Annotated in this window: 17 protein-coding genes; 12 read left to right on the forward strand and 5 right to left on the reverse strand. The window is 67.5% G+C overall.

The window, feature by feature from the left end; all coding sequences use genetic code 11:
• Positions 1-29: 29 nt before the first annotated feature.
• Positions 30-1103 (reverse strand): DUF5694 domain-containing protein, encoded by a 1074-nt coding sequence (locus tag ACSQ25_RS04110; RefSeq protein ID WP_436104439.1) that lies wholly within the window; start codon positions 1101-1103, stop codon positions 30-32.
• Positions 1104-1240: 137 nt separating this feature from the next.
• Between ACSQ25_RS04110 and ACSQ25_RS04115 the strand changes: the two genes are divergently transcribed.
• Both ACSQ25_RS04115 and ACSQ25_RS04120 read left to right on the forward strand, forming a co-directional pair.
• Positions 1241-1846, forward strand: coding sequence for a TetR/AcrR family transcriptional regulator (locus ACSQ25_RS04115; RefSeq protein WP_436104440.1), 606 nt, complete (start codon positions 1241-1243; stop codon positions 1844-1846).
• An 87-nt stretch (positions 1847-1933) separates the two neighbouring features.
• Positions 1934-2623, forward strand: coding sequence for a type 1 glutamine amidotransferase domain-containing protein (locus tag ACSQ25_RS04120; RefSeq protein WP_436104441.1), 690 nt, complete (start codon positions 1934-1936; stop codon positions 2621-2623).
• Positions 2624-2640: 17 nt separating this feature from the next.
• Here the strand turns inward: ACSQ25_RS04120 and ACSQ25_RS04125 are convergent, their stop codons facing one another.
• A complete protein-coding gene (locus tag ACSQ25_RS04125; RefSeq protein ID WP_436104442.1) occupies positions 2641-3480 on the reverse strand; it encodes a glycosyltransferase family 2 protein in 840 nt (279 codons plus the stop codon).
• 59 nt (positions 3481-3539) lie between these two features.
• Between ACSQ25_RS04125 and ACSQ25_RS04130 the strand changes: the two genes are divergently transcribed.
• Together ACSQ25_RS04130 and msbA are read left to right on the forward strand one after the other, a co-directional pair.
• Complete coding sequence (locus ACSQ25_RS04130) at positions 3540-4802, forward strand: O-antigen ligase family protein (protein ID WP_436104443.1); 1263 nt, start codon at positions 3540-3542, stop codon at positions 4800-4802.
• The gene (gene msbA / locus ACSQ25_RS04135; protein ID WP_436104444.1) at positions 4768-6519 is read left to right on the forward strand and encodes a lipid A export permease/ATP-binding protein MsbA; all 1752 of its coding nucleotides are present in this window, start codon (positions 4768-4770) and stop codon (positions 6517-6519) included. Before ACSQ25_RS04130 ends, msbA begins: the two co-directional genes overlap by 35 nt.
• A gap of 41 nt (positions 6520-6560) precedes the next feature.
• Here the strand turns inward: msbA and ACSQ25_RS04140 are convergent, their stop codons facing one another.
• On the reverse strand, positions 6561-8825 hold the full coding sequence (locus tag ACSQ25_RS04140; RefSeq protein ID WP_436104445.1) for a family 1 glycosylhydrolase: 2265 nt from the start codon (positions 8823-8825) through the stop codon (positions 6561-6563).
• Positions 8826-9068: 243 nt separating this feature from the next.
• On the opposite strand from ACSQ25_RS04140, the gene ACSQ25_RS04145 reads away from it, so the two are divergent.
• Positions 9069-9299 carry a hypothetical protein gene (locus ACSQ25_RS04145; RefSeq protein WP_436104446.1) on the forward strand — a complete coding sequence of 77 codons (231 nt, stop codon included), beginning with the start codon at positions 9069-9071 and terminating at the stop codon, positions 9297-9299.
• Between the two features lie 7 nt (positions 9300-9306).
• Here ACSQ25_RS04145 and ACSQ25_RS04150 read toward each other — a convergent pair whose 3' ends face one another.
• Positions 9307-10695, reverse strand: coding sequence for a class I adenylate-forming enzyme family protein (locus tag ACSQ25_RS04150; RefSeq protein ID WP_436104447.1), 1389 nt, complete (start codon positions 10693-10695; stop codon positions 9307-9309).
• Entirely contained in the window at positions 10692-11771 is a 1080-nt protein-coding gene (locus ACSQ25_RS04155) for a substrate-binding domain-containing protein (protein ID WP_436104448.1), read from the reverse strand. Before ACSQ25_RS04155 ends, ACSQ25_RS04150 begins: the two co-directional genes overlap by 4 nt.
• Before the next feature lie 123 nt (positions 11772-11894).
• Between ACSQ25_RS04155 and ACSQ25_RS04160 the strand changes: the two genes are divergently transcribed.
• From ACSQ25_RS04160 to ACSQ25_RS04190, 7 genes are all read left to right on the forward strand, one after another.
• Complete coding sequence (locus ACSQ25_RS04160; protein ID WP_436104449.1) at positions 11895-13535, forward strand: OFA family MFS transporter; 1641 nt, start codon at positions 11895-11897, stop codon at positions 13533-13535.
• Positions 13536-13616: 81 nt separating this feature from the next.
• Complete coding sequence (locus tag ACSQ25_RS04165) at positions 13617-15317, forward strand: NAD(P)H-dependent oxidoreductase subunit E (RefSeq protein WP_436104450.1); 1701 nt, start codon at positions 13617-13619, stop codon at positions 15315-15317.
• 12 nt (positions 15318-15329) lie between these two features.
• A complete protein-coding gene (gene fdhF / locus ACSQ25_RS04170) occupies positions 15330-18131 on the forward strand; it encodes a formate dehydrogenase subunit alpha (protein ID WP_436104451.1) in 2802 nt (933 codons plus the stop codon).
• On the forward strand, positions 18128-18997 hold the full coding sequence (locus ACSQ25_RS04175) for a formate dehydrogenase accessory sulfurtransferase FdhD (protein WP_436104452.1): 870 nt from the start codon (positions 18128-18130) through the stop codon (positions 18995-18997). The genes fdhF and ACSQ25_RS04175 overlap by 4 nt, the downstream gene beginning before the upstream one ends.
• The gene (locus ACSQ25_RS04180) at positions 18994-19701 is read left to right on the forward strand and encodes an ABC transporter permease (protein WP_436104453.1); all 708 of its coding nucleotides are present in this window, start codon (positions 18994-18996) and stop codon (positions 19699-19701) included. Before ACSQ25_RS04175 ends, ACSQ25_RS04180 begins: the two co-directional genes overlap by 4 nt.
• A complete protein-coding gene (locus ACSQ25_RS04185) occupies positions 19698-20351 on the forward strand; it encodes an energy-coupling factor ABC transporter ATP-binding protein (RefSeq protein WP_436104454.1) in 654 nt (217 codons plus the stop codon). Before ACSQ25_RS04180 ends, ACSQ25_RS04185 begins: the two co-directional genes overlap by 4 nt.
• Before the next feature lie 17 nt (positions 20352-20368).
• Positions 20369-21175: a substrate-binding domain-containing protein gene (locus tag ACSQ25_RS04190; protein WP_436104455.1), complete on the forward strand. Its 807-nt coding sequence runs from the start codon at positions 20369-20371 to the stop codon at positions 21173-21175.
• Positions 21176-21179: the final 4 nt, after the last annotated feature.

Genomic DNA, 21179 nt, shown 5'->3' on the forward strand with positions numbered 1-21179 from the left:
AGGCCGGAACCCAAGTTCGTCGCGCACCACTAGCGCAACACTACCCCTGCATCCACCACCCGCACATCATGCATCTGGTGCAAATACGCCTCCAGGTAGCCCTTGTGCGACGCCCCCACGATCACCAGCATGCGCATCCCCGGCCGCGCCGCCAGCGCGTCGCGGATATTCCCCGCCATGCGCAGGTTGCGCGTTTCCCAGTAGCCGACATACTGGCGTCCGAAGCGCTTGCCTGAAGGCTCCTCGAGCGCCGCACCGAAGTCGCTGTCGAAGGCCAGCTTCGTCGCGCCCGGTGCATTCTCCGCGCGGTACAGCGCGAGTACGCCTTCCGGCGTGCCGAGATTCGCCTCGAGCGCCGCGGAAGCCTTCCTGCGCATCTCCGTCGCCGGGTTCTTCCACGCCGTCATGACCGCGTCGGCCCAGCCCTTCCGGTCCGTGATGACACGGTCGGCCGTGTGGTCGTCCATGGGATGGACCTGTTCGTGGCCGAGGCGGGCCGCCAGGCGGGCGGCGATCAGGTAGCTTTCATTGCGCCGGTCCTTCAGCTGGTCCAGCAATTCGACGAGTCTGGCGTCAAGGCCGTCGCCCGTGCGCCGTTCCGCTTGCGGCAGGCGCAGCCACTGCACCACTGCCGACGCGCGTTCTCCGCCCGCAAGGAACAGGGCCGCGAGACGGCGTCGCTGGCTGGCCGCCGGGTTGGCGGGCCAGGCCGCCAATAGCTGCTCGGCCTGCACCGTGGCTGCGGGGACCTCCAGTCCCGTCGCTGCCTGGGCCGGTGCGGGATCCCAGCAGTAGGAATCGATCGTATCCGCGTAGCGCACCGGATAGCGGCGCACGTGGTCGCATTGCATGCCCGACAGCGCCTCGATCGCGATGCCGTCCGGACGCCAGGCCGCCAGCCGGTCCTCGAGCAGGCGCAGCTTGGCGGGATCGAAGCTCTTCGGCAGCGCGGACAGGTGAGGGGTGCCGAGCACCAGCACCTCGTTGGCCGGCCCGGTTGCCGGTCCCTTCAGTTTGCCGGGTTCGAAATCGGGCTGGTAAGCCTGCGCGGCGGCTGCGCCCGACAAAAGCGCTACGGCGAGAAATGCATATAGTTGACGCATCTTGGCTTCCCTTTCCGGACATTTAGCTCATCAATCGATAATTGCATGGCCGGACTGGACGGTCAATCTATGCATGTCTCGCCAGCAAGCTTAAAATACTTGTAGACGACCGGTCTAATTCCAGGCATGATGTGTCCATGCAAAGAGCGACGACAACTGAATCTTCCGAAGTCCGCGACCATATCGTCGGGGTCGGACAGCGCATCATGGCGGGCAAGGGCTTCTCGGCGGTCGGCCTGAACGAGATCCTGACGGCAGCCGGCGTGCCGAAGGGGTCCTTTTATTATTACTTCGCGTCGAAGGATGCATTCGGCGTCGCCTTGCTGGAAAAATACTTCAAGGACTACCTGGCCGAGCTCGACGCCTCCTTGCAGCAGGCGGACCTGAGCATGGCGGAAGGCCTGGTCCGCTACTTCGGCAAGTGGCGCAGCAACCAGCTGCTCTCCGACTGCCAGGGGAAATGCCTGGTCGTCAAACTGGGGGCCGAGGTGGCCGACCTGTCGGAGCCGATGCGCCTGGCGCTCAAGCAGGGCACGGCCGGCATCGTCGCACGGCTGGCAGCTGCGATCGAGCGCGGGGTGGCCGAGGGCTCGCTGAGCGTGTCCGGCCAGCCGGGTGTACTTGCGGAGAGCCTGTACCAGCTCTGGCTCGGCGCCAGCGTCATGGCCAAGATCACCCGCGACGCAGCGCCCTTCGATGCGGCGATGCGGTCGACGCAGGAAGTACTGCACCTGTCCCGCTGAGCGGGACATCCCGGACGCTTCATGCGAAGCGTCTTTTTTTGAAGCTGTTTATAGACGACTGGTCTACTAACTAGAAAGGACCGCAACATGAATATCCTGATCGTACTTACCTCCCACGACACCCTCGGCAGCACCGGCCGCAAGACCGGCTTCTGGCTCGAAGAGCTGGCGGCCCCGTATTACGCCTTCAAGGAAGCGGGCGCCAAGGTCGTCCTGGCCTCGCCCGCCGGCGGCCAGCCGCCGCTCGATCCGAAGAGCAATGAGCCGGCCTTCCAGACCGAACTGACCCGCCGTTTCGAAGCCGATGCCGCCGCCGGCGCCCAGCTCGCCAATACCCTGCGCCTCGACAGCGTGTCCCAGGACGATTTCGATGCGGTGTTCTACCCGGGCGGCCACGGCCCGCTGTGGGACCTGGCGGAAGACGCCGATTCGATCGCCCTGATCGAATCCTTCATCGCGGCGAACAAGCCGGTGGCGCTGGTATGCCACGCACCGGGCGTGCTGCGCCATGTGAAGGGTCCGGATGGCGCCCCGCTGGTGCAGGGCAAGCAGGTCACCGGCTTTACCAATACCGAAGAAGCCGCGGTCGGACTGACCGACATCGTGCCCTTCCTGGTGGAGGACGAACTCAAGGCGAAAGGCGGCAACTACCAGAGCATCGAAGACTGGGCTCCCTATGTGCTCGTCGATGGCCTCCTGATCACCGGACAGAATCCGGCGTCGTCGGCGGCCGCTGCCGACGCCTTGCTGCGCGAGCTTTCCGGCAAGGCTGCCTGACTGGCGCGCCGGTCGACCTAGGAGGCGGGCGCTTCGCCCGCATGCTCCCGCAGGCCGCGGGTGGCCAGGATCGTCTTGTCCACCGCCCGCTGCAGCACCACCTTGCGGTTGCTGGATTCCTCGTCGCGTTTGGCCTCGCGATGCCACAGGTGCAGCACCTCGGTGGCCAGGGCGCCATCCTTGCGCAGTACGCCCGCGTGGAACAGGCGCACCACCAGGTCGGAATCTTCGTGGCCCCAGCCCACGAAACTCTCGTCAAAGCCGTTGACCTTGTCCAGGTCGGCGCGCCAGACGGCCAGGTTGCAGCTCTTGATGCGGCGCCAGCTGAAGGTGCGCCGCACGCGGCCGAGGTCGGGCCAGCGCAGCATCGTCTGCAGCACCTTGTTCATGTCGCCGCGCAGGCGATGGCGCAGGCGGTCGAGCAGGCTCATGCCGGCGACATCGATGTGCTCGCGCAGGACCCGTTCGGTCAGCGCCTGGCTCAGCAGGATGCGGCTGCCCGACACCAGGAAGCCCGGCCGCGCCAAGGCGCGGTGGCGGGCGATGAAGTCGCGCTGCGGCACGCAGTCGCCGTCCAGGAAGATGATATAGTTGCCGGTTGCCGCCAGCGTGCCGCGGTTGCGCGCCATCGCGGCGCGGAAGCCTTCGTCCGGCTGCCACACATGTTTCAAGGGCACCGGCGAGCGGGCGCGCAGGCGGTCGATGGTGTCCCGCGTGTTGGCAGTCGAGCCGTCATCAGCGATAATGATTTCAAAATTCTTGTCATCCTGCATGAAACAGGCTTCCACCACCGCTTCCAGTGCATCCGGGCGGTTGTACGTGGTGATCACGACGGAGATGGTCGGGGTTTGCTGCATAAGGTCTATTCGGCTTGAACACGGCTCAGGGCCTGCAAGAATATCCCACAAGAACATGAATGAACAATAATCAGACGAAAATCGGGGTGCCGATGCAGCGTTGGATCGGTCTCCTGGTTTTCCTGTTCCCTTTCCTCAGCCTCATCACCCCCTCCGGTATCGGCTTCAGCAGCCTGGTCTTCGTGCTCGTCGCGCTGTGCGTGCCGCGCAAGGCGTGGACGGCGATGGCGCCGCACTGGCGCGACATCCGCTGGGTGGTGGCGGCCTTCGCCTATTACCTCCTGTTCGCGCTGCTGTGCGTGCTGCTGCGTCCGGAGGCCAGCTGGGCCTATCTCGACAAGCCCTCGCGCATGTTCTTCGGCCTGGCCGCCGCCATGCTGGTGGTGCTGGCGCGGCCGCCACGCGCGAGCCTGTGGTGGGGCGTGATCCTTGGTGCGCTGGCCGCGCTGCCCTTCATCGCGTGGCAGCGCATCGTGCTGGACATCGACCGGCCCGGCGGCTGGCTCAACTCGATCACCTTCGGCGACATCGCGCTGTGCCTGGCGCTGGTGGCGCTGGCCGCGGCGATCGACTACCGCCACAGCACCCGCAAGGCGCTGTTCCCGGCGCTCGGCGCGCTGGCCGGCCTGGGCGCGACCATCCTGAGCGGCACGCGCGGCGGCTGGATCGCCCTGGTGCTGGCAGCCATCCTGTTCCTGACCTACGCCAGGCTGCTGCAGAGCCGGCGCGTGCGCCTGCTCCTGATCGGCAGCTTCGCGCTGTTCGCCTCGACCTTCTTCATTCCGGCCTTCGGCGTGCAGGAGCGGGTCGGCCAGGGCGTGCATGACGTGCAGACCTGGCTCGACGGCGGCAGCGCCTTCTCGAATGTCGGCATCCGCCTCGAATTGTGGACGGGCGCCGGCACCATCATCGCGGAGCACCCGCTGTTCGGGCTCGATCCCGCGACCGTGCGCGCCGAACTGCGCCAACTGGCGGCGCAGGGCAAGATCCAGGACGTGGTGCTGCCTTTCGAACACCTGCACAACGACCTCCTGCAGGCCCAGGCCACCGGCGGCGTGTTCGGCCTGCTGGCCTACCTCGGCATCCTCGCGGCGCCCTTCGCCTTCTTCGCGCGCTCGGTCGGGACCGGCGTCCGGCGCGAGATGCCGCAATTCGCCCCAGCCTTGGCCGGCATGCTGGTGGTGCTCAGTTACTTCGGCTTCGGGCTCACCGAAGTCATCTTCTGGTCCCTGAAGGGCAGCATGTTCTACGTGCTCATGGTGACCCTGCTCATGGGCTTCTGCCTGAATGCAAAAGAAATGGATACACAGCGTGGAAAATAAGGTCATCATCAAACGCCTGCTGGCGGTCGTGAAACCCTACCAGACGCGGTCCTGGCTGGCGCTGCTGTCGATGGCGCTCACCGCCGCCACCCAGCCGCTGTTGGCCGAGGCCCTGCAGCTCCTGCTCGACCTCGGCTTCAAGGAAAAGGTGCCGTTCAGCCTGTGGTGGATTCCCGGCGTGCTGGTGTCGATCTTCGTCCTGCGCGGCATCGGCACCTTCTCGACCGCCTACTTCAACAACTGGGTCACCAGCCGCGTGCTGAACGACCTGCGCGCGATGGTCTTCGACCGCGTGCTGCGCCTGCCGGTGGCGCGCTTCCATGAAGAGTCGACCGGCAAGATCATCAACACCGTGGTGGGCGACGTGCGCCAGGTGGTGGACATGCTGCAGTCGGTGTTCGTGGCCTTCGTGCGCGACACCCTGGTGGTGATCGGCCTGCTCGGCTCCCTGCTGTACCTGAACTGGAAGCTGACCCTGGTGGCCATCGTGGTGATCCCGCTGACCGCCGTGATCGTGCGCACCACCACCGGCCGCCTGCGCCGCCTGAACCGCGAGAACCAGCGCGTAACGGCCGAGATGACCCAGGTGGTCGAGGAGGCCACGCGCGGCCACCAGGTGATCCGGGTGTTCTCCGGCGAGCGCTACGAGCGCGCACGCTTCCATGCCCGCAGCGAGGCCCTGCGCGGCTTCTCGCAGCGCATGACGGTGGCCTTCGCGGCCACCACGCCGATCACCCAGATCGCCACCGCGATGGCGCTGTCGCTGGTGGTGGTGCTGGCGATCCAGGCCAACATGACGGTGGGCGAGTTCACCCAGTTCGTGACGCTGATGCTGATGCTGCTCACGCCGCTCAAGTCGCTGGCCGAAGTCAATGGCCCGATGCAGCGCGGGATCGCGGCGGCCGAGACGGTATTCGGCCTGATCGACTCCCCGGCCGAGCACGATACCGGTACGCGCACGCTCGAACGCGCCAGCGGCCACCTGCGCTTCGAGAACGTCACGTTCCGCTACCCGAACGCGCTCAACCCGGCCTTGCAGGACGTGACCCTGGACGTGCAGCCGGGGCAGACGGTGGCGCTGGTGGGTGTCTCGGGCGGCGGCAAGTCGACCTTCGTCAACCTGGTGACCCGCTTCTACGACCCGGAAGGCGGCCGCCTGCTGCTCGACGGCGTGCCCTACCAGGACATCCGCCTGGCCAGCCTGCGCGCGCAGCTGGCGATGGTGAGCCAGAACGTGGTGCTGTTCGACGACACCCTGGCGGCCAACATCGCCTACGGCGTCGAGAAGATCGACTACGAGCGCCTGGCCGCGGCCGTGAAGGCGGCGCACCTGAGCGACGTCGTGGCGAAGCTGGAAGACGGCGTGGAGACCCGCATCGGCGAGAACGGCATGCGCCTGTCGGGCGGCCAGCGCCAGCGCGTGGCGATCGCGCGCGCGATCTACAAGGATGCGCCGATCCTGATCCTGGACGAAGCCACATCGGCGCTCGACAACGAATCCGAACGCGCGGTGCAGGCGGCACTGGAAACCCTGATGGCGGGCCGCACCACGATCGTGATCGCGCACCGGCTGTCGACCATCGAGCGCGCCGACCGCATCGTGGTGATGGAGCACGGGCGCATCGTCGAGCAGGGCACGCATGCTGAGCTGCTCGATGCGAACGGGATGTATGCGAATCTGTACCGCTTGCAGTTCGTGGCGGCGGATCAAACGTAAAACCGCGTGGGCGGGAGACCCCGCCCACCCTACAGAAGCGCTTAGCTCGCGTAATGCGCCGCTTCTCCCGGCACCTCCGCATCGCGCCCATGGGCACGGTCCTGCACCGCCTCCACATAGCGCCGCAGCGCATCGTCCAGCGACGGCAGCAGGGAGGCCCGTTCGCTCGACAGCGCACTGAACTCCGGCCGGCGCGCCGCGAGGCCGCAGCTCTCGCTCGACACCACTTCCAGGCCTGAAGCATCGACCCGCGCCGCATCGCAGGCGCGCCGGGCCAGGTCGGCCCAGCTCAGTGCCTCGGCATTGGTCAGGTGCCAGACGCCGCGCTCGCGGTCGATCAGGAGGTCGAGCGACACGTTCACCAGGTCCGGCACATAGGTCGGCGAGACCACCATGTCGCCCGCCGCGCGGAAGGGCAGACCGGCTTCCAGCGCGTTGAGCGCCAGCGTGACGAAGTTGTGCTGGTCCCAGGGACCGAAGAAGGCGCTGGTGCGGATCACCAGGGCCTGCGGATCGGCATCCAGCACGCGCTGCTCGGCCTCCATCTTGCTGCGGCCGTAGACGCCCAGCGGATTGAGGGCATCCGACTCGACGTAAGGCGCCCCCTTGGTGCCGTCGAACACCAGGTCGGTCGAGAAAGTCATGAAGCGCAGCTGGTGGCGGATGCAGGCCAGCGCCAGTACCGTCGGCCCCAGCGTGTTTTCGCGCATGCAGCGCTCCGCATCGCCCTCGGCCTCGTCCACGCGCACGTAGCCGCCGGCATTGATGATGGCCCAGGGCTTGTAGCGCACGATGGCCGCTTCCACCGAAGCGGGATCGGTGATGTCCATCTCCTGGCGCGTCAGCACGTGGTAGGCCAGGTTGCGTTTTTCGCAGATGCGGGCATAGGCCGAACCAAGGGTGCCGGTGGCGCCGGTGATCAGGATCGGCTGCACCACGTGCGACTTGAACTGGCTGCGGATCGCGATGTCGGCCACGGCGGTGCGGGTCGCCACCGGTTTGCACAGGAAGCGGCCCGGACGGCGCCACCAGCCTTCGCCCTGCAGCACGGGGCTGGACAGCGGGCGGCCCGTCGCCAGTTCGCGCATCAGGGTGGCCACCGCCGTCGGACGCGGCGTGCCGCCGCGCACGTCGAAGGGGCCCGGCTCGTAGTAACCGCGGCATTCGGTCACCAGGCAGTTCCAGTCATAGGAGCCGAGCAGGGCCCAGACCGTCACGGCGCGGACGTCCGCGCCCTGCTGCTTCGCCTTCTGGGCGGCGTTCCAGATCTCCACCAGCCAACGCAGCTGGTCTTCGCGGTTGGCGTCGATGTGGGCTTCGGTGATGGCGAGCGGCAGGCGGTAGCGCTCCCAGGTTTCCATCAGCAGCGGCGCGATGCCGGGCGTCGGCGTGGCCAGCGCGCGCGGCGTCTCGATGTCGGCGTGCGGGACCCCGCGATAGACATGGCGGTGCGACTCGGGATAACGCTCCGGCCGGTGGTCGAGCCAGCGCTCGCTGGTAATGTAATAGTTGACGCCGATGACGTCCGGCGGGCAGGGGTTGTCGCGGAACCAGAGCAGCTCCTCTTCGGTGGCCTGGGCCTCGAGCAGGTAGCCCCACAGCGCGTGGTGCTGGTCGACCATCCCGCACAGCAGGTCCCAGGCCAGCCAGCGGCGGTCGTTGAAGAAGTTGCTGATCTCCTCCATCTCGGGGGTGCCGTAGGTCTTGGACAGGTCGTCGGTCTGGACCAGCTTCGCGCCGGGATTCACCTCACGGATCGCGCGCATCGACAGCACGATCGCGCGGCACTGGTTGATGAGGGCGCGGACAAACGTGGCTTCGTCGCTGCCGTGCGGGTACCACACGCCTGCCAGGCCGGAGAAGCGCGCCGTGGTCAGGGGTTCGTTGACGGGGGTGTAGTACTCGACCCAGGGGTAGCGCCGGGCGACCGCGCCCGCGTACTCGGCGAGCTTGTCGGGGAAGGAAGGATCGACCAGGCTCGTATGGCGTGGGCCGCTCCCGTGGTGCACCAGGCCGACGATCGGCTGGACGCCCAACTGCTGCAGGGCCGGCAGGCGCTCGTCGGGCCACGACCAGTCGGCGGACTCGATGCCGTCGGGGGCCGTGCGCTCCCACAGCACCGGGTAGCGGATCGCCTTGATGCCTAATGAGGCGAAGCGTTCGATGTCCTGCAGGCGTTCAGCGTGGCCATTGCGGTCCATCTGGCTGAAGTAGTTGTCGCGCACACGGTTGACCGTGCATTCAAGTCCCCCCCAGAGGTCGAGCTCCGGGGTTTGGTTTGACTGGGAAAACTTCTGTGTGTTCATGTTCTGACCCGCTTTTTGTGAAGACAGCCCCTAGCCTAAGCGGCGCGTGCGACGGGTTGTGTGAGTTGGCCCACATATAAAGGCTTTTTCGGACAAGTCCTACTTTTTGTAGGCATGTTCCTTGGTTCAGTGGCTAACTTCTGCTAACTGGAAATTTTTGCAGGTATCAATCGATGCGACCGGTGCGCCACGCGCGGCCCGGAGCGGCGACAATATGTCCAAACAGGAGCTGATGAAATGTACATGGTGTACTGGACAATTGTCGAAGCCGACAAGTGCACGCCCCACGAGAAACTGTTCGAGACCACGGAAATGGTGGAGGCGATGCAATACATGGAAGTGCTGCGCAAGCGCCAGCGCGAGGGCGAGGGCGTACGCTTCATCACGATGTCGTCCGAGCATCCGGACCTGGTCGGCCATCCGGGCGTGGACGTGACCGGCCCGGAATACAACTGGAAAAAGCGCCGCCGCTGAGCTGTTCCTAGGGCAGGCGGCTCTTCAGTATCTTCCCGCTCGGTGCGGCGGGCAGCGCGTCCATGAACACGATGCGCGACGGCCGTTTATACGGCGCCAGCCGCGCCCGCAGCCATTCCTGCAGCGCGTCCGCATCGACGTCCCCCGCGCTCTCCACGAAGGCCACCACCTCTTCCTCGCCGCCCGCCGCCGGGCGGCCGACGACCGCCGACTGCAGCACGGCCGGATGGCTGTTGAGCGCCGTCTCCACTTCCAGCGGATAGACGTTGAAGCCCGAGCGGATGATGAGTTCCTTCAGGCGTCCGGCGATGAACAGCGCGCCGTCCGCGCCCAGCGTGGCGAGGTCGCCGGTGGCGAGCCAGCCGCCGGGACGCAGCGCGGCGGCCGTCTGGACCGGGTCGCGGTAGTAGCCGGCCATCACGTTGGGGCCGCGCACCCACAGTTCGCCCCCCACGATGCGCAGCTCGACGCCGGGAATGGGGTGGCCCACCGAGGTGTCGCCACGCGGCGCGTCCAGGCGGGTCTGGGACACGGTCGGGCCGCTCTCGGTCAGGCCGTAGCCGTTGTGCAGGGGCAGCCCGAACACCCGCTCGACCTCGCGCTTGAGCGCCGGGTCGAGCGGCGAACCGCCGGCGTAGCAGAAGCGCAGCCGCGACGCGACCCGCTCGCCGCCGGCGAGCGCCAGCAGGCGCGCGTACATGGCCGGGACGCCCTGCACGATGGTGAGCTCGCCGGCGCGGATCTGCGCCAGCAGCGCCTCGGCGGAGAAGCGCGGCATCAGGTGCAGGCAGGCGCCCGCGTACAGCGTGCCGAGCATGACCGAGCTCAGGCCGTAGACGTGCGAGATCGGCAGCACGCCGCTCGCGTGGTCCGACGGCACCAGGCCGCGCAGGGTGCTCGAGGTGGCAGCGACGAACAGCAGGTTCGCATGGGTCAGCATCACGCCCTTGGGCTGGCCGGTGGTGCCGGTGGTGTACACCAGCGCCGCCACCTGTGCGCCGGCGGCTTGCTGCGGTTCCGCCACGGCGCTCGCGTCGAACAGGCCCACGCTCACGTCCTCGCCCGTGGCGGTAAGCACGCAGCGCGCGCCGCAATGGGCGCGGATCGTCGCCAGTTCGCCTGCGCTCAGGCGCGCGTTGACCGTCACGCTCCAGGCGTCGATGCTGGCGACCGCGAAGATCAGGGCCACCTGCGCCACGCAGTTTTCGCTGACCAGCATGACGCGGTCGCCGCCGCGCACGCCCAGTTCGCGCAGCAGGGCGGCATGGCGCGCGATCTCGCGGCGCAGTTCGCCGTAGGTCCACACGCGGTCTCCTTCGACCAGGGCGGGTGCGCCGGCCGGATGCCGGAGGACGATGTCGCTGATGCGCGCGGGAAGGCGGGAGGGATCGATCATGGGGCCGGCGGCGAAAAGGCGTCCGCGATCGATACCAGCTCGCCAGTGCCGCGTGCGTCGTAGCCGGGCAGGGCATCCACCAGCTTGTGGTAAGCCGGCGTGCGCATCAGCTCCAGCAGCTGGCGCATCAGGGGTTCCTCGAGGGTCTCGCGGCGCACGGCGAAATAGTAGACCTCTTCTACCAGCGGCGTGAAATCGAGCTTGAACTGGGCGCTGGCCGCGCGCATGCCGAAACCGGCATCGGCCATGCCGCTGGCGATATAGGCCGCCACCGCGGAATGGGTGAACTCGGCGCTGTTGAAGCCCTGGATGGCGTCCGGCGGCGGGCCGTCGGTGGCCAGCATCATCTCGAGCAGCATGCGGGTGCCGGAGCCGGCCTGGCGGTTCACGAAGCGCACGCCCGGGCGCGCCAGGTCGGCCAGCGAACGCAGGCCGAGCGGATTGCCGCGCGCCGCCATCAGGCCCTGCTCGCGGCCCGCCACCCGCACCAGGCAATGCTGTTCCGGGTCGAGCCAGCGCAGGTACCAGGACGCGGTCGGCGCCTGGAAGCGCCCGATCGGGACGTGGAAGCCGGCCAGGTCGCATTCGCGCCGCGCCAGCGCCACGACCGCATCGGTGCTGGTGCGGTAGCGCGAGTCGAGCGGCAGGGCGTCGCGGTCGATACAGCCCAGCAGCGCGGCCACCGCGAAGCCATGGCTGGCGTCCAGGCGCAGCGCCCGCGCCCGGCCGGCCGTGATGCGCACCAGTTCCGCTTCCAGTTCCGAGGCCAGGCTCTGCAAGGTGGGCGACAGGCGCGCCGCGATGCGGCGGTCGGCCCACACCAGCTTCTGCGCCAGCGGCGTGAGCTGGGTGCCGCGCCCGCGCCCGGTCTGCAGCAGCTGTTCGCCGAACAGGGTCTCGGCGGTGCGCAGCAAGCCCCAGGCATAGCGGTAGGACAGCTTCACCGATTTGGCGGCCTGGGCGATGGAGCCGGTGTCCTGGATCGAGAGCAGCAGGCCGAGCAGGTCGCCGGTATCCAGCGGCGGCTCGCCGTTGACGCTGATTTCCCAGTGCGGGCGGATGTGGACGCTAAGCATATGCTAAAAATAGCCTATTTCTTGCCAAAAAACATCATGATACGCTCCGCGAAACAATAAGATTTGACGAAATAATATGCTTTTTAAAGCATATTCCGATACTTAAAAATATTTGGAGGGGACATGGCTGGACTACGTTTTCTGGACAAGGAACACACCATCGCAGGACCCGGTTTCAACCGCTGGCTGGTGCCGCCGGCCGCGCTCGCGATCCACCTGTGCATCGGCATGGCCTACGGCTTCTCGGTGTTCTGGCTACCGCTGTCGAAGGCGATCGGCATCACCGAATCGCTGGCCTGCCCGGCCGAGATGAGCTTCATGGCCGAGATCTTCGCCATCACCTGCGACTGGAAGATCTCGATGCTGGGCTGGATGTTCACGCTGTTCTTCGTCTTCCTCGGCCTGGCCACCGCGCTGTTCGGCGGCTGGCTCGAACATGCGGGCCCGCGCAAGGCCGGCGTCGTCTCGGCCCTGTGCTGGTGCGGCGGCCTGGTGATCTCGGCGCTCGGCATCTACACGCACCAGATCTGGCTGATGTGGCTCGGCTCGGGCGTGATCGGCGGGATCGGCCTGGGGCTGGGCTACATCTCGCCCGTGTCCACCCTCATCAAATGGTTCCCGGACCGGCGCGGCATGGCGACCGGCATGGCGATCATGGGCTTCGGCGGCGGCGCCATGATCGGCGCACCGCTGGCCGACAAGCTGATGAAGTTCTTCGCCACCCCGGCCTCGGTCGGCGTCTGGGAAACCTTCCTGGCACTGGCGGCGATCTATTTCGTCTTCATGATGGCCGGTGCGCTGGCCTACCGCGTCCCGGCCAACGGCTGGAAGCCGGAAGGCTGGACCGCGCCGGAGGCGAAGAAAGCCAACACCATGATCACCTCGCGCCACGTGCACGTGAGCCGGGTCTGGTCGATTCCCCAGTTCTGGCTGGTGTGGATGGTGCTGTTCCTGAACGTCTCGGCCGGCATCGGCATCCTGGCGATGGCCTCGCCGCTGCTGCAGGAAGTGTTCGGCGGACGCCTGATCGGCGTCGACGCGGCCTTCAACGACCTCGACGCGGCGCAGAAGGGCCAGATCGCGGCCATCGCCGCCGGCTTCACCGGCCTGCTGTCGCTGTTTAACATCTGCGGCCGCTTCCTGTGGGCCTCGTGCTCGGACTACATCGGACGCAAGGCGACCTATTTCGTGTTCCTGGTGCTCGGCTTCGTCCTGTACGTGTCGATCCCTTCGCTGGCGCACTCGGGCCAGCTGGCGCTGTTCGTCGCCTTCATCTGCGTCATCCTGTCGATGTACGGCGGCGGCTTCTCGACCGTGCCGGCCTACCTGGCCGACCTGTTCGGCACCCAGATGGTCGGCGCCATCCACGGCCGCCTGTTGACGGCCTGGGCCGCGGCCGGCGTGCTGGGCCCGATCCTGATCTCCTACATCCGCGAATACCAGATCGCCAACGGCGTGCCGAAGGCCCAGGCCTATGACGTGACGATGTACGTGCTGGCCGGGCTGGTGCTGCTGGGCGTACTGTGCAACCTGCTGGTGCGCCCGATCGCCGACCGCCACTTCATGACCGATGCCGAGCTGGCCCAGGAGAAGAAGCTGGCGCACGAGCGCGACGTGAACGCCAGCACGGGCAGCCGCGGCGTGGCCGTGGCCAGCGGCGCGACCAATCCGGCGGTGGCCACCTTCGCCTGGGCGGCGGTCGGGATTCCGCTGCTGATCGGCATGTGGATCACGCTGCAGAAGGCGGTCGTGCTGTTCCAGTAAGCACGCTGGCGCAGACGGCCATGCCGTCTGCGCTTGCAGTACCATTCGATCATCCCCCATTGATTTTTCCGGGCCCAACACATGAACCATCCTGTCATCCCGATTGCCGTCGTTGGCGCCAGCCGCCAGCGCAAGCGCGAAGCCCCCAAGGGCCGCCGCGTCGACCCGCAGGCGCTGGCCGAGGTGCAGGCGCTGCTGGGCCAGGAGTCGCGCCAGCGCGACCTGCTGATCGAACACCTGCACAAGATCCAGGACCGTTACGGCTGCCTGGCCAGCAGCCACCTGGCCGCGCTGGCGCAGGAGATGCGCCTGGCCCAGGCCGAGGTCTACGAGGTCGCCAGCTTCTACCATCACTTCGACGTGGTGAAAGAGGGTGAGGCCGCGCCGGCCGCGCTGACGGTGCGCGTGTGCGCCGGCCTGTCCTGCGAGATGGCGGGCGCCCGCGAACTGCTGGCGAAGCTGCCGGCGCTGCTCGGACGCGAGGTGAGGGTGCTCGAAGCGCCCTGCGTGGGACGCTGCGAACAGGCGCCGGTGGCGGTGGTCGGCCAGCATCCGGTGCCGCAGGCGAGCGCCGAACAGGTGCTGGCGAAAGTCAGCGCCGGCGAGACGCGGGATGCGCTCACCGGCTACACCGGCTACGACGACTATCGCCGCGACGGCGGTTACGCGCTGCTGCGCAACTGCGTCGCCGGCCGCCACGAGGTGGAGCAGGTGATCGCCACGCTGGAAGCCTCCGGCCTGCGCGGCCTCGGCGGCGCCGGTTTCCCGCTGGGCCGCAAATGGCGCATCGTGCGTGCCGAGGCCGGCCCGCGCCTGATGGCCATCAACATCGACGAAGGCGAGCCCGGCACCTTCAAGGACCGGGTCTACCTCGAACGCGACCCGCACCGCTTCCTGGAAGGCGCCCTGATCGCCGCCTGGGCGGTCGGCATCGAGGCCATCTATATCTACCTGCGCGACGAATACCACGGCTGCCGCGCCATGCTGGAAGCCGAGCTGGACAGGCTGCGCGCCGATCCGCCGGTGGCGAACATGCCGCCGATCCACCTGCGCCGCGGCGCCGGCGCCTACATCTGCGGCGAAGAGTCCGCGATGATCGAATCGATCGAAGGCAAGCGCGGCATGCCGCGCCTGCGCCCGCCCTACGTGGCCCAAGTGGGCCTGTTCGGGCGCCCGACGCTGGAGCACAATTTCGAATCACTGCACTGGGTGCGCGAGATCCTCGAGCGCGGCGGCAACTGGTTTGCCGGCCACGGGCGCAACGGCCGCCACGGCCTGCGCTCCTTCTCGGTCTCGGGCCGGGTACGCGATCCGGGCGTGAAACTGGCCCCGGCCGGCATCACGATCAAGGAGCTCATCGAGGAATACTGCGGCGGCATGCAGGACGGCCATGCCTTCTACGCCTACCTGCCGGGCGGCGCCTCGGGCGGCATCCTGCCGGCCTCGATGGGCGACATTCCGCTCGACTTCGACACCTTGCAGCCCTACGGCTGCTTCATCGGCTCGGCCGCGGTGGTGGTGTTATCAAGCCATGACAGCGCGGTGGCCGCCGCCCGCAACACCCTGGCTTTCTTCAAGGACGAGTCCTGCGGCCAGTGCACGCCCTGCCGCAACGGCACCGCCAAGGCGCTCGAGCTGATCCGCCAGCCGCAATGGGATACCGGCCTGCTGGGCGAGCTGTCGCAGGTGATGCGCGACGCCTCGATCTGCGGCCTGGGCCAGGCGGCGCCGAATCCGATCGACTGCGTCATCAAATATTTCCCGCACGAGTTGGCTCAGTAAAGGTTAACCGCAATGAACGCCTCCATCCCTACCGTTTCATTCGAACTCAACGGCCGCACGGTCCACGCGCTGGCGCACGAAAGCCTGATCGAGGTCGCCGCGCGCGAAGGCATCGAGGTGCCGCGCCTGTGCTACAAGGAAGGCATGGAGGCGGTCGGCAACTGCCGCTCCTGCATGGTCGAGATCGACGGCGAGCGTGTGCTGGCGCCGTCCTGCTGCCGCCATCCGGCCGCCGGCATGAAGGTGCGCACCGACAGCCCGCGCGCCCTCGCGGCCCAGAAGATGGTGCTGGAACTGCTGCAGGCCGACATGCCGGAAGCCGAGTACACGCGCAGGAACGAAGTCGACCTGTGGGCCGAGAAGCTCGGCGTCGGCAAGCCGCGCTTCGCGGCCACGCGCCGCCAGCCGCAGCGCGACGTCTCGCATGCGGCGATCACCGTCAACCTGGATGCCTGCATCCAGTGCACGCGCTGCGTGCGCGCCTGCCGCGACGAGCAGGTCAACGACGTGATCGGCCTGGCCTTCCGCGGCCAGGACACCAAGATCGTGTTCGACCAGGACGATCCGATGGGCGCGTCCACCTGCGTGGCCTGCGGCGAGTGCGTGCAGGCTTGCCCGACCGGCGCCCTGATGCCGGCGCGCGAGGTGGCGCTGCACATCCCCGACAAGCAGGTGGAGTCGGTCTGCCCCTACTGCGGCGTGGGCTGCCAGCTGACCTATAACGTCAAGGACAACAAGATCCTGTACGTGGAGGGCCGCGACGGTCCGGCCAACCAGGGCCGCCTGTGCGTCAAGGGACGCTACGGCTTCGACTACGCGCACCACCCGCACCGCCTGACCAAGCCGCTGATCCGCCGCGCAGGCATGCCCAAGACCGGCGACTTCACGATGGACCCGACGCGCGTGCTCGAGGTCTTCCGCGAAGCGAGCTGGGAAGAGGCGCTGGCGTTGGCCGGCGGCAAGCTTGCCGCGATCCGCGATACCCACGGCGGCGCGGCCCTGGCCGGCTTCGGCTCGGCCAAGGGCAGCAACGAGGAAGCCTACCTGTTCCAGAAACTGGTGCGTACCGGCTTCGGCACCAACAACGTCGACCACTGCACCCGCCTGTGCCATGCGTCCTCGGTGTCGGCCCTGCTGGAAGGGATCGGCTCGGGCGCGGTGTCGAACCCGGTGATGGACGTGATCCGCGCCGAGGTGATCGTGATCATCGGCGCCAACCCGACCGTCAACCACCCGGTCGCCGCCACCTGGATCAAGAACGCGGTCAAGGCCGGCGCCAAGCTGGTCGTGCTCGACCCGCGCCGCTCCGAACTGGCGCGCCACGCACACCGCTACCTGCAGTTCAAGCCCGATACCGACGTCGCGCTGCTCAACGCCATGATGCACGTGATCGTCACCGAAGGCCTGGTCGACCAGGCCTTCATCGCCAGCCGCACCATCGGCTACGCGGAGCTGGAGCAGAACGTCGCCGAATACAGCCCGGAAGCGATGGCGCCGATCTGCGGCATCGACGCCGAGACCATCCGCTACGTGGCGCGCCTGTACGCGAGCTCGAAGGGCTCGATGATCCTGTGGGGCATGGGCGTGTCGCAGCACGTGCACGGCACCGACAACGCGCGCTGCCTGATCGCGCTGTCGCTGATGACGGGCCAGATCGGCCGTCCCGGTACCGGCCTGCATCCGCTGCGCGGCCAGAACAACGTCCAGGGCGCGTCCGACGCCGGCCTGATCCCGATGATGCTGCCGGACTACCAGCGCGTCGACAACCCGGCCGCACGCGCGAAATTCGAAGCCGCCTGGGGCGCCACCCTCGAACCGAAGCCGGGCCTGACGGTGGTCGAGATCATGGACGCCATCGATGCCGGCCAGGTGCGCGGCATGTACATCATGGGCGAGAACCCGGCCATGTCCGACCCCGACGCCAACCACGCGCGCGCCGCGCTGGCTGCGCTGGAACACCTGGTGGTACAGGACATCTTCCTGACTGAGACCGCCTACCTGGCGGACGTGATCCTGCCTGCCTCGGCCTTCCCTGAAAAGACCGGCACCTTCACCAATACCGACCGCCTGGTCCAGCTGGGCCGCCAGGCGATCGACCCGCCGGGGGAGGCGAAGCAGGACCTGTGGATCATCCAGCAGATGGCAAAGCAGCTCGGCCTGCCGTGGAACTACGCTCACGTGTCGGAAGTGTTCGACGAGATGCGCCGCACCATGGCGAGCATCGGCGGCATCACCTGGGAGCGCCTGGAGCGCGAGGGCGCAGTGGTCTATCCCTGCATGAACGAAGGCGACCAGGGCCAGCCGGTGGTGTTCACCGAGCTGTTCCCGCGCGAGGGCGGCAAGGCGCGTTTCGTCCCGGCCGACATCATCCCGGCCGACGAGCGTCCCGATGCCGACTACCCGATGGTCCTGATCACCGGCCGCCAGCTCGAGCACTGGCATACCGGCAGCATGACGCGGCGCGCCACCGTGCTGGACGCGATCGAGCCCGATCCGGTCGCGCTGGTGCATCCGCTCGACCTCGAACGCATGGGCATCCAGCCGGGCCAGGCCATTACCATCGCCTCGCGCCGCGGTGAAGTGGTGCTGTATGCACGCGCCGACGACAGCTCGCCGGTGGGAGCGATCTTCGTGCCCTTCTGTTACTACGAAGCGGCGATCAACCGCCTGACCAATGCGGCGCTCGACCCCTTCGGCAAGATTCCGGAATTCAAGTATTGCGCCATCAAAGTCACGCCGGGCGGGGAGCCCGCACCGCAGGGAAGCTACGGTGGCGGCCAAATCCTGGCCGGCATGGCACAATTGGCAACATGAACTGTCCCGACCTGCCACGCTACCGTCCGGTCCTGTCCGATGCGCGCGCACCCCTCACCCACGAGGTGCGCGCGTTGGACGAGCGTGGCCGCGCATCGAGCATCGCGATCCCGGCCGAGCGCCCGCTGACTGTCTACGTGGACAAGCGCGAGATCGTCACCCTGATGACCCTGGGCGGCGCGCCCGAGGCGCTGACCCTCGGCTACCTGCGCAACCAGCGCCTGGTGCGCTCGATCGAGGACATCGTCTCGATCCAGGTCGACTGGGCGGTCGATGCGGTGGCGGTCGTCACCCGCAACGGGATTGCGGACGTGGAGGAACGCACCGCGAAGAAGGTCGTCACCACCGGCTGCGGGCAGGGCTCGGTGTTCGGCGGCTTGATGGACGAGGTCGACCAGATCACCCTGCCTGCCGATGCGCGCCTGGCGCAGTCGGTCGTCTACCGCATCGTCGAGACCATCCGCACCCAGCAGTCGATCTACAAGCAGGCCGGCTCGGTGCATGGCTGCGCGCTGTTCTCGCACGATGGGGAACTGCTGTATTTCGTGGAAGACGTCGGCCGCCACAACGCGGTCGATGCCATCGCCGGCCTGATGTGGCTCGACGGCCTGGAGGGCGGGGACAAGCTGTTCTACACCACCGGCCGCCTGACTTCCGAAATGGTCATCAAGGGCGCCCAGATGGGCATTCCCTTCCTGCTGTCGCGTTCCGGCACCACCCAGATGGGCCACATGGTGGCGGAAAAGGTCGGCATGTCGCTGCTGGCGCGCTGCTCGGGCAAGCACTTCCTGCTGCTGGCCGGACACGAGCGCCTGGTGTTCGAGCCTGGATTGCTGGAACCCCTGAACGCACCGCGGATGGCTTGACCGTGCTGGACGCAACAACGCACGCCTTCGCGCTGCTGTTCAGCGGCGACGAGGCGCTGTGGCGCATCGTCTGGGTGTCGCTCAAGACCAGCATCCTGGGACTGCTGCTGGCGGCGCCGCCGGCGATCTTCCTTGGCTATGTCATCGCCATGCACCGCTTCCGGGGACGCCGCATCGCCATCTGGCTGGCCCAGGCCGCGCTGTCGCTGCCGACCGTGCTGATCGGCCTGCTGCTCTACCTGCTGCTGTCGCGGCGCGGCCCGATGGGCGGGCTGGAGTGGCTGTTCACCCAGGAGGGCGTGATCCTCGGCCAGATGGTGATCGGCTTGCCGGTGCTGCTGGCCTTCACGCTGGCGGCGGTGCAGGCGGCCGACCCGCGCTATGCCGAAACCGCCATCGCCCACGGCGCATCGCGCTGGCGGGTGATGGCCACCGTGCTGCACGAGGCGCGCTATGGCGTGATGGCGGCCGTGATCAGCGGATTCGGCCGCGTGATCTCGGAAGTCGGCTGCGCGCTGATGGTGGGCGGGAATATCGAAGGGCAGACCCGCACCATCACCACCGCGATCGCGCTGGAAACCAGCAAGGGCGAGTTCGCGCAGGGGATCGCGCTGGGCATCGTGCTGGTGTCGCTGGCGCTCTTGATGAATGGCGCGCTGGTGCTGCTGCAGGGCGAAGCGCATACGGCGGGAGGACGCTGGTGAAGACCCTGTTGACTGTGCACGGCCTGCGCAAGCGCCACGGCGAGCGCACCCTGTTCGAGATCGACACCTTGAGCATCGAGGCGGCCAGCGCCTACGTCCTGACCGGCGTGAACGGCGCCGGCAAGTCGACCCTGCTGCGCACGCTCGCCGGCCTGGAACGCTGCGAGGCCTGCACGGTCGAATTCGATGGGCGCAGCATGCCCCTGCATCCGTATCCGAAAGAACTGCGGCGCGCCATCGTCTTCGTGCACCAGCACCCGATCATGTTCTCGACCAGCGTCTTCCATAACATCGCCTACGGCCTGCTGGCGCGCGGCGACAGCCGGCGCGACGTGGCCCCTCTGGTCGAGGAAGCGATGGCCTGGGCCGGCGTGGCGCACCTGCGCGATACCGATCCGGCGCGCCTGTCGGGCGGCGAGAAGCAGCGCGTGGCGCTGGCGCGGGCACGCGTGCTGCAGCCGCGCCTGCTGCTGCTCGACGAACCCACGGCCAACCTCGACGGCCCGGCGCGCGAGCAGGTGATGGCCCTGATTCCCACCTTGCTCGACCGGGGCAGCAGCGTGGTGATGGCCTGCCACGACCGCGACCTGATCGGGCTGCCCGGCATCCAGCGCCTGAAGCTGCGCGAAGGCCGACTCGAAGTCCGCTGACCACAAGGAGCATATCGATGCAACGCCGTACGTTTTCTATCTTGCTGTTGAGCGTCCTCCTGGCTGCACCAATGGCACAGGCGCAAGAGACGATCCGCCTGTCCACCACCACCAGCACCGAGAACTCGGGCCTGCTCAAGCTGCTGCTGCCGGCCTTCGAGGCAAAGACGGGGACCAAGGTCCATGTGATCTCGGTCGGCACCGGCAAGGCGCTTGAACTGGGCAAGAATGGCGACGTCGACGTGACCCTGGTGCACGCGCGCACGCTGGAAGACAAGTTCGTGGCCGAGGGTTGGGGCGTGGACCGCCGCGACGTGATGTACAACGATTTCATCGTGGTCGGCCCTGCAGGCGACCCGGCCGGGGTCAAGGGCAACCAGGATGTGATCGCGGCCTTCCGCAAGATCGCCGCGAGCGGCAGCAGGTTCATCTCGCGCGGCGACAATTCCGGCACCGACGTGATGGAGAAGGGCTACTGGCAGCAGGCGGGAGCGAAACCCACGGGCGCCGCCTACGTGTCGGCCGGCCTGGGCATGGGCGAGGTGCTGAACATGGCGGCCGAGATGCGCGCCTATACGCTGACCGACCGTGCCACCTACGGCGCCTACAAGGCCAGGACCGGCCTGGCGGTGCTGGTCGAAGGCGACAGGCGCATGTTCAACCCCTACGGCATCATCGCGGTCAATCCAGCCAGGCAAAAGGGCGTCAACTACAAGGGCGCGAAACAGCTGATCGACTGGATTACCTCACCGGAAGGGCAGGCGAAGATCGCGGACTTCAGGCCGGGAGGCGAGCAGCTGTTCTTCCCGTCCGCCGCACGCTAGACAG

The sequence above is a fragment of the Massilia sp. LjRoot122 genome (genome assembly GCF_964252725.1).
Taxonomy (GTDB): domain Bacteria; phylum Pseudomonadota; class Gammaproteobacteria; order Burkholderiales; family Burkholderiaceae_D; genus Telluria.